Here is a 12,608-nt window from a genome sequence, read left to right as displayed (position 1 = left end):
CCTTTGTTACGTACTTTCAAAGTGGTGGTTGGATAGCCGGCATTGATTTCAATATCACCTTTGCCGAGAACCAATCCTCCAACAGGAGTCTTTGCCTTATCTGCAGCCATAACTAAGCCTCCCTGAAGGGGTTACTGGATTGGATCGTGAACGGTGACGAGACGGCTGCCATCGGTGAACACAGCCTCAACCTGCACGTAAGGAATCATTTCAACGACACCTTCCATCACATCCTCTTTGGTGATGGTCTTACGTGCCAGTTCCATGACTTCTTCGAGCGTTTTTCCAGCGCGTGCACCTTCAAGGGCAGCGGCAGCAATCAAAGATACGGTTTCAGGATGATTGAGCTTCAAACCCTGATCTTTACGACGCTGCGCGACAATCGCCAGCGTATGAATCATGAGCTTGTCAATCTCTCGCGGCGTGAAATGCATACGTAACCTCCGTACAAAGACTAGGGGGAGACGGCATCCAACGGCCCATAATAATGCTCCCCTTGATTAAACCACCATGATAAAGCTAGCAATCAGGTCGTTAAGGGGCAATACTTATTTTACAAATAAATAATTAAATTTTCGAGATCATGATTAATACATCAATATGTATTTGCAGTATTGATGTATTAATCAATCAAAATTAATTTCCCGGAGAGTTTACGGTTAAATCATATCAACTAGAATTTGGTTAAAACAAATATCCACGAAGCTGCAACGATCATACATAAAAACATCACAATTACGCCAGTTCTGGCAAATTCCATAAATGATATTTTAATTCCGCGCGCTCCAGCTTGTTCAACAACGATAATACCAGCCAAACTCCCAAAAACGATCATATTACTTGAAAAACCAGTCCCCAAAGCCAAAGCTGCGCCCAGCGCATCGGCATCGGGACCGGAATGAAGATAAGGCACCAACAGCATGACGGCTGGATTGTTTCCAACCAAATTGCTCAAGACGCCGCCAACAAAAAGCAGTGAAAGCGGGTCGTTCAAATTAAGACCGGCTTCGCGCAAATGGTTGAGCAAATCCTGCGGAATGCCTGTTCCGGCTATCGCAGCATTAACGATGAACAGCCCCATGATCAAAAGCAGCAGATCACCATCTACTTGCTTGAGCATGTCCTTCGATGAAACCTTGCGGCTGACAAGCAGGATTCCGGCGCCCGCCATAGCAACAAGCTCGCGCGGCAAATCACTGAAAACAAAGAACCCGATGACGACAATTGCTACGAGCCCAGTTTTTATGGTCTCCAGAACATCGATTTCGGTCGCCTCCGAGACATCAGCGCCTTTGGTCGAAGATTTCTTAAGCTCCCAACGACCCCGATATGCAAAAACGATAACACCCCAGACAATCGGCAGCGAAAGCAGCGCAGGAATAGCGGCAATTTTCAGGAAACCATTGAATGACAGCCCCAATTGCTGAGCGGTGATCATATTCTGCGGGCTACCGATCAAAGTGGCTGTTGAGCCCGTATTAACGGCAAAGCAGAAAGCCAGAAGAAATGGCACAGGATTTAACCCACGCGCCAGACTCACCGAAACCAGCAAGGGCGTCATAGCCACGGCCACTACGTCTTTTGTCAAAAACGCTGAGAATGATGCGCCCATAACAATCATGACGCCGACCAATAGTGGCGGCGATAATGGCAGCTCTGTTACGCGCTTTGCAACCCAGCCATAAAAACCTGAAACCGAAAAGCCGGCTGAAACGACCATCAGGCCGAACAACATGCCCAAGGTCTTATAATCAATTGCGTTCCATGCAGCCTGCGCAGTAATGCTGCCTGCCACGAGCATCGCAAGCGATCCAATGATTGCTGCGCCCGTCCGATCAACCTTGAAACCTGGTAAAGTACCGCAACCCATCGCAAGATATACAAGCAAGAATATGAGAACGGTCAGATCCATAATTGTCCACTACTTCGAAACGAGGCGTCAAATCACTTAAGGCATACGCTGATAAGCTATATTAAAGCAATGATTTCAATGTGATGTTTTATGACATACACCGAAATTATGCAGTTAAATTATTCGGATTGCTTAATGGTCATGCGGCTCGTGCGGTTCATGTGGAATGATAGAGACATCCCCATAAACAACGGCGCGTTGTGAAATAATTGAATTTGCGAACTGCTTGACATCTTTCACCTCCCCTCGGAGGAGGCTGACTTCGAGGCAAAGCTCTTCATTCATATGGACGTGAAGTGACGCTACTGACATATGATGATGGTCATGATGCGAGGCAGTGAGCTTCTTAGCCAGATCACGTGCATCGTGCTGATAGACATAGCTTAATACGCCGACGCAATTTTTGGCTTCATCGGATGCAATTTCTGCCTCACCAATACTCGAGCGGACAAGATCGCGGACCGCTTCTGATCGGTTTGCATAGCCCTTGCGGGCAATCAACGCATCAAGGTCGTACATCAGATCATCATCAACGGTAATTGTAATGCGCTGCATCGGCTCTACGCTCCATTGCGTTTAGATTCGGGCTAATCCTATTGTGCAGATAAACATGAAAATAGCGATGCCCGGAGCTGAAGTTGCTTTCCGGTGCTTGCATGTCAGTTGCCGATGAGAGATGGATCAATCAATGTGAATTGCATTGGAGGAATGCGTGAATATGCTTTATCTGGCTGTCGGCTCAGTTAATCGTGAAGCACCCTATTTTCAGGGCGCACGCGGCGAAGGCCTCTCGATTTACGCATTCGATACAAAGACCGGCGACGCCCAGCGCATTTGCGGCACATCCTCCGTCGACAACCCCACCTTTTTAAGCGTCAACCCCGCCTCTGGCGTAATTTATGCCAATTCAGAAGTCTTTGGCTGGCATGAGGGCACCGTGAGCGCCTATCGTTTTGATGCTGAGAAAGGCGAACTGGTCTATCTCAACAAACAGGCCTGTCACGGCAGTATAACGGCACACAATACCATCAGCCGTGACGGAAAGTTCGTGCTGGTTGCCAATTATGCAATGGGGAGCGGTGGCCCAGATCAGTCTCTCGTCACCCTTCCGATAAATGATAATGGCAGTCTTGGCTCTGTCACAGGTTCCGTGCGTCACCAAGGTTCGCTAGGACCTGACAGCGAGCGGCAGGAACGTAGTCATCCGCATTGCATCGTCGAAACCCCTGAAGGTGGATTTTTCCTGTCTGCTGACCTTGGGCTTGATGAAGTCATTGCCTATAGTGTCGATGAAAAAGGAGAGTTTGAACAACAGGGAAATGTTGCTGTGTCACCCGGTGCCGGACCTCGCCACATCGCACAGCACCCCAATGGTCGTTTTATCTATGTTTCCAATGAACTGAATTCCACTGTTTCACTCATTCATCGCAATGGTGGAGAAATGCAGCTTGTTCAAAGCTGGGCGACGATACCATCGGGCGTAGACTCCCATGGTGCAGATATTCACCTCTCGCCGGATGGCGCGTATTTATATTGCTCCAATCGAGGCCATGACAGCATTGCTGCTTTTGCGATTGATCAGGAAAACGGCAATTTGAGTGATATTGGATACACACCCGCAGGCGGTACAACACCACGCAATTTTACGCTGACGCCCGATGGTGAGTGGGTGCTGGTTGCAAACCAGAACAGCGATTGCATTACGATTTTCGCAAGAGACAATATTACAGGCAAGCTGACCGATACAGGCAATCGCATCGAAATCGGCACGCCTGTGTGCATCAGACCGTTTATGCTATAGACAGTTGAAGCTCGAAATCAGTCAGCACGTCGCAGCCATTTTCTGTGACGTGCAGCATAAATTCGAGCCGCACACCGCCGACTTCAGGGTCGAATGCCGTTGGTTCGACCATCACCACCATGTCTTTTTGAAAGCTCTCTGTTTCATAACTGACAAGTCGCGGCCATTCATGCACGGATGTGCCAATCGAGTGGCCAGAATGGTGAGCATAGCTGTAACCATGCGCTGCGATATGCGCCTGTAATCTCTGATCGAGTTCGCCGATAGCAAGCCCCGGGCGGATAATCTCAATGGCCAAATCAAGCGCCGATTTTGCTGCCTTAAACTGCTTTTCAAACCCTGCGCTTGGCTTTCCAAGCATTGCCGATGCACAACTATCGCCCCAATAGCCATTGACGCGCGGTGCCAAATCGCAAATCAGCGGATCGCTGGTTTGTATTATCCGGTTCGTCGGCCAGCCCATGAAAGTAGATGTGCGCTCTTTACCAGAAATAAAATCGCCGGTCAGAGGTAGGCGCTCACCAACACGGTTTTCCATCGCGAGCCTGATGTCAGCAAAAACTTCAAGCTCAGTACGACCCGCTTTGGTTCTCTCGAGAAATGCCTGCTGCCCCGCAGAGGCAGTCAATGCGGCCTCCCGTAACAACGCAATTTCCGTCGATGTTTTGATCATGCGTTCGCGTTTGAACGCATCGCCAATCGACACACGCTTGCATGTTTCAATAAGCGGCAGCAGGGATAGCGGAAAGCTTGCTTCCTCAATTGCCACTGTTCCACTGATGCCGAGCTTTGCAAATAACTGGCCAGCCGTATAACAATAATTGGCGAAAATATCGGTCGGGCTTTTATAAGAAAAGCCTTCATAGATCAGGATCAATTCGGCCCAGCTTTGAGTGCCGGATTCAAGATTGGTGACGACAAGTCCGCATTCGCCATTTTTGCCCACCACGGCAATGGCAGGTCCACCGGCAAAAGGTGACGGACCCGCTTCAATCGCAACAATATAGCCGGATGCATATGAAACGCCGTCAGGACTAGTAAAAATACCCCAGTCCGCACCCGAAGCCTTGATGGCGGCAATCGTTTTTGCAAGCCTTTCGTCCATCTGCATTTCCTTTAGATCAGATTACGAATATGGCGATCACGGCCATAGGCTGCCACCAGAAGCAGGATAAGCACACCAAGCGCAGACTGCACCATGGCATCCGAAAATCCCATACCGATCAGGAATGTGCGCAGTTCCATCAACATGATTGCGCCCGCTACAGTGCCGACAAAGCCGCCGCGTCCCCCAATTAGTGCGGTTCCGCCGATCACCACCGCTGAAACTGTCTGGAACAGGTAAGGTGTGCCAACCGTCGCACTTGATGACCCCGTGAATCCAAGCAGCAAAACACCAGCAAGAGCTGCAAACATCGCACTCAGACCAAACGTAATCGCCCAGATCGCCACAGGCCTGATCAATGCAATTTCAGCGGCCTTGATATTAGAACCAAGTGCATAGAGCTTGCGGCCATAAATCGTGCGTCGCAAAACGAAGAGCGTGCCGATAGTTAAAAAGAGGGTGAAGGGGATTAGCCATGGAAACGGCAAAGGCCCAATGCTGCCACCTAATGATACAAAATCATTGATGAAGGCGGGAGCGGAACCAGTCGGTAAGCCGCGAGTCCATATTTGCACACCCGCCTGAACCATGGTGCCGACACCTAGTGTTACGATCAGCGGATGAATGGAAAGCGCAGCCGACAATGCGCCTGAAAATGCACCGATCAGTGCGGCAGACCCGAGTACGATAACGCCTGCAATCAGCGGTGACATTCCATCACCATAGAGGCTCGCAAAGACCACGTTTGCAAAGCCGATGACAAAAGGTATCGACAGATCAATGCCGCCAAGGATCATCACCAGTGTCTGACCTAGTGCAGCGATGGCCAAAAGCGATGCCAGAACCAGCATGGCGCGAATAGAAAACAGGCTGGCAAAGCCCGGAATAAGGGCTGCTCCGAGAAGGAAAACAAGAACAACGCCGATGAAGGCGACCAACGCACGATTGGTAGCTAAGGCTTTAATCATGGCTGCGCCACCTTGCGTCGGAAATAGAGTTTCAGTTTTTCGGAGTTGAGGCACACGGCCAGAACGAGAACTGCGCCATAGACGGCCTGAAGCACAAAGGTGGAGACATTGAAGGCCGTCAGCATGCTTTGCAGCAGAAAAATATCCGCAGCGCCAAGAAACGCAGCTTTCAGACCACCTACACCACCAGCAAGGCTGACACCGCCAAGTGCCACAGCCGCAATGGCAATCAGTGTGTAGCCGGGGCCAATAATAGGATCGCCCGAGCCGATCAGCGCCGTGAGCGAAAGCGCTGCCAGACCGGCAAAAAGCCCAGCCAGTACGTAGGCGATAAAGCGAACCAGCGGGACATTAACGCCAGCCGTGTAAGCTGCTCGATCTTCACTGCCCACCGCCATAAGCGTCTCATAAAATGGCAACCGTTTGATGCCAATCCAAATCAGAATAGCCGTACCAACGGGCAGAATGGACCATGGACCTGCAAGCGCCGCAAGCCATGCCGGAACCGAGCCGGATGGAGATGGCAGGATGGTCAGCGCCAACCCGCCGAAGATCAGATAGGTCCCAAGGGTCGCAACAATCGGCTGGATACGAATGATTGCCGCAAGCAATCCATTCAGTGCGCCCGCAAGGACGCCGAGCGCAATCGCCGCCGGAATAATGATGAATGGCGAGGTTATGCCGCCTTTGGTTATCAGCAACTGCACCAGAATAACATTGATCAGCCCGACTAGCGGCCCCACTGAAATGTCAATCGAGCCACGCCCTGCCAGAAAGGGAATTGTAATTGCAAGCGAGGTTAGCAGCAGCGGAGCAGCTAACCCCAGAACTGCGCCCCAGTTTGACGGTGCAAAGCGCACCGGATTGAGCACTATATTGATAACAAGCAAAATGACGAAAAGAATTGCGGCAAGTCGCGTTTCCTGCCCGCCAGAGAAAAGACGTTGCAGGAAACCTGATTGATTGGATGTGCTCATAGCGCCACCTCATCCTGTCCGAACATGGCTGCAAGTACACCTGACATCGACATTTCAGATTTGCCTATTGTTTTTGAGTATTCAAAATCACGAAACACCGAAACGCTGTCGCAGATTTGCAGAATTTCCTCGATTTCACTCGACAGGATAACCAGTGCGATGCCCTCTTCACGAGCGAGTTTGCGGAATGCTTCATAGAATTTCATGCGCGTATTAAGATCAACGCCACGGGTTGGATCGTTGAGCAGCATCAGACGCGGCTTGAGCGCCAGAAGCCGTGCAAGCAGAACCTTCTGCTGATTACCGCCGCTCAGCGCCGTAATCGGCGCATCCATCGCCGGATAGCGGATCGACAAAAACTCGGTATAGCGCTGCAACTCTTCTTTCTGTTTGCGGCGGTTAAGAATACCGCCCCACGAAAAGCGCGGCATAGATGGCATGCCAAAATTATCAAGCACGGAAAGCACCGGGAAAATGCCGGTCGCACGCCGGTCGCGCGGTAGATAAACTACGCCACGCTTTGCTGCATCATGATGATTGCGATAGGCTTGGCGTTCGCCTGAGATTCCAACCACTTCGACAGAGGATTGGCGCGGCTGATCAAAGCCAGCGAGTGCCAGCAAGAATTGCTCCTGGCCGTGGCCTTCAAGACCTGCAAGGCCGGTAATTTCACCAGCGCGGATAGCCCCCGAAAGTGCTTTGCGCCCTGGTGCCAGCACGAGATTTTCATAGCTGAGAATAATCTGATCATTCGACATGGAGATGCGCCTCCGGTGCCATGAGTTCGAGAAGAATCTGGCTGTTGATCTGATGCCCGTCGAGCGTATCGACAATTTGCCCGCTTCGCAGAACCGTAACCTGATCGGAAAGGCGTTTTACCTCTTCAAGCCGGTGCGAAATGAAGATCACTATGTTGCCCGACTTCGCGTAATCTTCGATTGTTTCAAAAACCAGATCACGATCTGCATAATCAAGCGCGGCGGTTGCCTCGTCCAACAGCAGGATCGAAGGACGACTGATGAAAGCGCGCGCAATGACGACCAACTGTTGGGCAGCAAGCGACAAGCTGCCCGCAGGCGCGTGAAGATCAATTGGAAAACGGGCAATCTTAGATAAAACCGCTTGAGAAGCCTTTTCACGCACGGCTTTGCTGACTTTGCGGGTAAGCAATCCGTCAAAGCCAAGGAAAATATTTTCAACCACCGAGCGATGCGGCGCAATCAGCACTTCCTGAAACACCGTTGAAAGACCCAAAGCTTTCATATCTGCGGGCGAATTGGCAGCGATGGTTTTATCGTTAAGAACGACGCGCCCTTGCGTGGGCGCCACCACACCGGACAATATCTTAAGCATTGTGCTTTTGCCGGAGCCGTTCTCACCAAGGATTGTGTGAACGCCATATCGAAAGTCGACATTTGCGCCAGTCAGCGCAACGGTTTCACCATAGCGCTTTTCAAGATTCTCGATCTTTAGCGATTTGACAGGCGCATGCGTTATTGGGGGCAGACCAGCCTCCACAAGCAGCCTGTGCATATTGGAAGCGCCGACTAAGTTCAGATCAGGCTGGGGCATAATGAAATGACTTTCCGCATGCGATAGACGAAAGCCATTGCCAGAAAACCTGGCAATGGCTGTGTTTGCATGAGCTATTACTTGGCGCAGGACGCTGGCACTTTTGCGAAATCATAAAGTGCGGTTGCGCTTCCGTTCGAGAAGTAACCATTCAACAGTTCTTCCGGGAAAGGGTCCTGCGGCGGGATTGGGAAGATAGCTGCCGAGTCCGGCTTCATGCAGTCCTTGTACCAGTTTGGAAGGTCTGCCTGCGTAACAAGCGGCATTGGCGCGATGATCGTGTTAACCAATGGCTTCTGGCCTTCAAGAATACGCAGCGCAACGCGGAATGCATTTTGTGCAGCCACATGCGGTGAAACCTCGCCGCCGTAGAACTTGAATGTCTCCTGATTGGCATTCCAATAGCCAAGCGCATCACCGGAAATGGAGCCTGCAATCAGTGGCAATGGGCGTCCAGCCTGCTGGAAAGCTTCCGCAATGAAGCGCGCTTCACTGCCTGTTGACCAGACCGCATCAATCTGTTGCGGCGTAGTTGCGAGTGCCTGAAGAACTGCGGACTTGGTTGTCGTTCCGGTCCATTCGCCACTGACCTTGCGAGCAATCGTCAGGTCGCCAGATTCTGCGACTGCCTTTTCAAGACCGGCGTTTTCCTGCTGCACGAGCGGATGGCCGGAGATGCCCTCAACCTGAAGGACTGTGCCGCCATCTTTGAGCACTTCCGCAATACCCTTGCCCATCTGGTAGCCCCAGAGGTTCTGGTTATGCATGACATTGATCGCATTTGGCGTGGTCACAGCACCTGCCGATGTAATAACAGGAATGCCAGCCTTGTAGGCATCGTCAATCACCGCATTTAACGCAGTCGAAGAACCGGCAATTGTCGTAATGACATTGCAGCCCTGCTCGATGAAAGCACGGATTTGCGAAATCTGCTGCGTTGCATCGCCATTGGAGTCTGAAACAACATATTCAGACACATCACCTGCGGCGATAGCACCATCCACAAGTCGCTTGAGTTCGTCATTGAAAGTTACACGCCATGGATTGCCCATATAGGACTCCGAATGGCACCAGCGCCATGGCTTGGCAGGCGCTTTGAAGTCGCCATAAGCCGACGGTCCCACTTCGACAACATCGGTGTAAAGCGCCTGAATTTCAGTTGGCAGGGTGCCGAGCAAAGCCGCACGATCCTGACTATGCGCTGGCGCGCTCAGTGCGGAAGCCGACAAAATAGCGAGTGTAAGAGCTTTCAAGCCAAAGCCTGAGCGTTTCATAGACATCTGATTTCCTCCAATGTGAACCCCTCCGTTCACTTATGAAGAAATTATTCACATATACCATCAAACGTCAAACGAAAAATGTGAGCGCTCACTATTGTGCATTCTTATTTTACAAAGAGAAAATTATGTCGAAAAATTTAAGAGAAAAGCTCGCGAAATGGCGTTTTGTATCAAGCGAATGCGGGCACAATTGTTCGCTCTGAAAGCCCAAAAAGAACAATCATCACCCTTGCTCACCGCTCGTCACATCATCGCAATGATACGATCACAGATTACCTAGCCGTCTTTATAAAGCCGACCCTCACCCTGCATCTGATGAATAGGAGCATTCATCGTAGCCTGCAAACCAGCAGAAGTGTAATCAATCCCGACGTTACCAGTGCCCATAAGGCCCATTCTGATAAGCTTAGATCCGAAGCCAATCCTATCCGGCTTTGATATTACCGGACCGCCTGTTTCACACCAGTTTAAAAATAGCGTAGCAATTCCATTGTGATCCACGGTATTCCAACGAATGGAAACACGCCCCGTGTCATTGGATAACGAGCCATATTTGATGGCATTTGTGGTGAGTTCGTGGATCAACAACGACGTTGAACTTGCAGCCTTTGGTCCAATAAATATATCTATACCGTCAATATCGACACGCTCATCGACGCCAAGCGCTGCAGTGATTTCATTAATGATCTGTGCAAACGATCCACTTGAGCTTTTACCAAACTGCAAAACATTATGCGCGCTGCTTAATGCAAACAAACGCCGGGAAAAAGAGCTGAGTTCTTCTTCATTGTCCTGACTTTTGAAGGTCTGGCTAGCTATAGCCCCGACAATGCTAAAAGTATTCTTTATGCGATGTGCGAGCTCAGCATTCATAATCCTCGCATTCTTCTCGGCCTCAACCTTTCCTGTTGTTTCGATAACAGTATCAATTATACCGCCAACACTGCCGTCTTCGTCTAAAATTGGGCTGTAACAGAATGTGTAATAGCACTGCTCACTAAAGCCTGATCGATTGATAAGCAGCGGAAAATCTTCGATGAAAGTCGCCTCACCCCACATCGCCTTCTCGGCAATTGGACCAATATCGTCCCAAACTTCGGCCCATATTTCACTGAATGGTTTACCCATACAATTCTGTTTGCCACGAAGAATAGGCTTGAAAGCATCATTATAGAGAGTGATTAATTCAGGCCCCCAAGCAATTGCTTTTGGAAACCGAGACGCCATCATCATCTGAACAGCCGTCCTCAGTGGACGTGGCCATTTTTCTGGCACTCCCAAAGAGGTCTGCGACCAGTCTAAGCTTCTTATTTCCGCGACAGCTTCTCCCGATGCCGGGATGAAGAAAAACCTATCTTCCAATTTTATGCACCTTACCTAATACCAAACGTGCTCGAAAGCGCCAAAGAGCAAAGGGGGTGCCTTAGAAAAGTGGCGAAGCAAGAGACCAATAGCATATCAGCATTCTATTGATAACCAACGATCAACACACTCATTCGTTTTGTGCTGACACCTAACCTATTCGTTCGCTGCCTTTTGTTCAGCAGTTTTATCCGGCTGGATGTAAAGCGTTTCAGACGAGAAGGCGAAATCAGCTCCGTGGGCGTGCACGATACCAATGATCTTGAGGTAAACTTCTTGCTGTGCCTCGAGCCATTCAGCCCAATGTGTCGTCTTGGTGAAGCAATAAACCATAATATTCAGAGAAGAGTCTGCAAAAGCATTGAAATAAACCAGCAAGCTCTGCGTTTGGTCTATTTTATCATTGGCTTTGAGCATCGCTCTTATGTCGTCAATGACGCCAGAAACTTTATCGCCGTCTTCATATCGCAAGCCAATCGTCGTACTGATGCGCCGGTTGGTCATGCGCCCCGGATTTTCAACGCTGATGGTCGAAAATGCGGCATTAGGCACATAAAGCGGGCGATTATCAAAAGTCTTAATCTTTGTCAGTCGCCAGCCGATCTCAACGACTGTACCTTCAATGTTTCGATCAGGCGAACTAATCCAGTCACCGATGCTAAACGGCCTATCGAAATAAAGCATAACTCCAGAGAAGAGGTTACTGAGTACATCTTTTCCGGCAACACCGATCGCGATACCACCGATACCGCCAAAAGCAAGTAAGCCGGATAGGCCAATCCCAAATTGCTCGCCAAAAAGCAGCATAATGAAGAGAAATAGCGCCAGCTTTAAAATACGGGCAACCATACGCGCAGAAGTCACATCATTTCCACGTGCAATCTGACTGTGCGTGAGGCGATTAATCAACTGGAATAGCTGCTGCATGGCAATCAATGCCATGATGAAAGTCGATACCGTGTTGATAACTTCGGGCGTAATCGCCGTTATCTTATAATCAACAAGCAGCATGTAAGCGACTTGCCTGAGCGTCATAATAAGTCCAAACATCGCCGCAACGAATGTCAGATGAGCTAAAATGTTTCTCGACCAGCCTTTTTTGTGTCGTATCAGAAACCAGAACACAAAGGCGGCAATCGCAAAAAGCAAAATAATTCCTGCTGCTATCCAGTACTTTGCCATTTCACCCCGCCTTTAGACAGTCTTCATTGCCCTGCTGAAACTCCCGGCAGGCTCGCACCTGCGCTTGAACTTGATGTCAAAGCTCCGGTGAAAAAAGCCAGATTCGCAGCCGCAATTAGTGAGGCAGCATGAGCATCAGTTTGCGCCAGCTTTGCATCAAGCAATGCATTGTTGGCTTCATTGACAATCGTAATCGTACCGAGCCCATTCTTATAAGATTCAAGCGCTGCATCATATGCTGTGGCAGACGTCTGAACCAGAACACCAGCAGCTTTGTTAGCAGCCAGAGACGTTTTAAGAAGATTGGATGCAAGAACGATTTCTGCAACCGCATCAAGCTGAACCTTGCGGAAAGTTTCAGTCGCGGCATTGCGTGTCGATTCAGCACTCTTAAGCTGGGCGGCACGAAGTCCACTATCATAAAGCGGCATCGTGGCACCGATCAAAAC

Annotated in this window: 13 protein-coding genes; 1 reads left to right on the top strand and 12 read right to left on the bottom strand. The window is 49.9% G+C overall.

All coding sequences use genetic code 11. The features are described from left to right. Positions 1–131 precede the first annotated feature (131 nt). From J2782_RS22670 to nikR, 3 genes are all read right to left on the bottom strand, one after another. Positions 132–434: an urease subunit gamma gene (locus J2782_RS22670; RefSeq protein ID WP_310016408.1), complete on the bottom strand. Its 303-nt coding sequence runs from the start codon at positions 432–434 to the stop codon at positions 132–134. A gap of 239 nt (positions 435–673) precedes the next feature. Continuing rightward, a complete protein-coding gene (locus tag J2782_RS22665; RefSeq protein ID WP_310016406.1) occupies positions 674–1,912 on the bottom strand; it encodes an ArsB/NhaD family transporter in 1,239 nt (412 codons plus the stop codon). Between the two features lie 132 nt (positions 1,913–2,044). After that, a complete protein-coding gene (gene nikR / locus J2782_RS22660; RefSeq protein WP_310016404.1) occupies positions 2,045–2,467 on the bottom strand; it encodes a nickel-responsive transcriptional regulator NikR in 423 nt (140 codons plus the stop codon). A 163-nt stretch (positions 2,468–2,630) separates the two neighbouring features. Here nikR and J2782_RS22655 point away from each other — a divergent pair, with 163 nt between their 5' ends. Beyond that, positions 2,631–3,713: a lactonase family protein gene (locus tag J2782_RS22655; protein WP_310016410.1), complete on the top strand. Its 1,083-nt coding sequence runs from the start codon at positions 2,631–2,633 to the stop codon at positions 3,711–3,713. On the opposite strand, the gene J2782_RS22650 is transcribed toward J2782_RS22655, so the two are convergent. The 9 genes from J2782_RS22650 to J2782_RS22610 form a co-directional block, all read right to left on the bottom strand. After that, on the bottom strand, positions 3,703–4,818 hold the full coding sequence (locus J2782_RS22650) for a M24 family metallopeptidase (RefSeq protein ID WP_310016403.1): 1,116 nt from the start codon (positions 4,816–4,818) through the stop codon (positions 3,703–3,705). The genes J2782_RS22655 and J2782_RS22650 overlap by 11 nt on opposite strands. 11 nt (positions 4,819–4,829) lie before the next feature. Continuing rightward, positions 4,830–5,786 (bottom strand): ABC transporter permease, encoded by a 957-nt coding sequence (locus J2782_RS22645; RefSeq protein WP_310016402.1) that lies wholly within the window; start codon positions 5,784–5,786, stop codon positions 4,830–4,832. After that, complete coding sequence (locus tag J2782_RS22640; protein WP_310016401.1) at positions 5,783–6,763, bottom strand: ABC transporter permease; 981 nt, start codon at positions 6,761–6,763, stop codon at positions 5,783–5,785. The genes J2782_RS22645 and J2782_RS22640 overlap by 4 nt, the downstream gene beginning before the upstream one ends. Beyond that, a complete protein-coding gene (locus tag J2782_RS22635; protein WP_310016400.1) occupies positions 6,760–7,521 on the bottom strand; it encodes an ATP-binding cassette domain-containing protein in 762 nt (253 codons plus the stop codon). The genes J2782_RS22640 and J2782_RS22635 overlap by 4 nt, the downstream gene beginning before the upstream one ends. Continuing rightward, a complete protein-coding gene (locus J2782_RS22630; RefSeq protein ID WP_310016399.1) occupies positions 7,511–8,335 on the bottom strand; it encodes an ATP-binding cassette domain-containing protein in 825 nt (274 codons plus the stop codon). Before J2782_RS22630 ends, J2782_RS22635 begins: the two co-directional genes overlap by 11 nt. Positions 8,336–8,412: 77 nt before the next feature. Further along, on the bottom strand, positions 8,413–9,615 hold the full coding sequence (locus J2782_RS22625; RefSeq protein WP_310016398.1) for a substrate-binding domain-containing protein: 1,203 nt from the start codon (positions 9,613–9,615) through the stop codon (positions 8,413–8,415). Positions 9,616–9,891: 276 nt separating this feature from the next. Next, on the bottom strand, positions 9,892–10,977 hold the full coding sequence (locus tag J2782_RS22620) for an HWE histidine kinase domain-containing protein (protein ID WP_310016397.1): 1,086 nt from the start codon (positions 10,975–10,977) through the stop codon (positions 9,892–9,894). 156 nt (positions 10,978–11,133) lie between these two features. Continuing rightward, positions 11,134–12,159 carry a mechanosensitive ion channel family protein gene (locus J2782_RS22615; protein ID WP_310016396.1) on the bottom strand — a complete coding sequence of 342 codons (1,026 nt, stop codon included), beginning with the start codon at positions 12,157–12,159 and terminating at the stop codon, positions 11,134–11,136. Between the two features lie 23 nt (positions 12,160–12,182). Continuing rightward, the coding region (locus J2782_RS22610) for a TolC family protein (RefSeq protein WP_310016395.1) at positions 12,183–12,608 on the bottom strand (426 nt) is incomplete at its 5' end.

Origin of the sequence: Brucella pseudogrignonensis (genome assembly GCF_031454375.1) — a bacterium.
Taxonomy (GTDB): Bacteria; Pseudomonadota; Alphaproteobacteria; order Rhizobiales; family Rhizobiaceae; genus Brucella; species Brucella pseudogrignonensis_A.
This window is presented reverse-complemented; position numbering and strand designations above follow the sequence as displayed.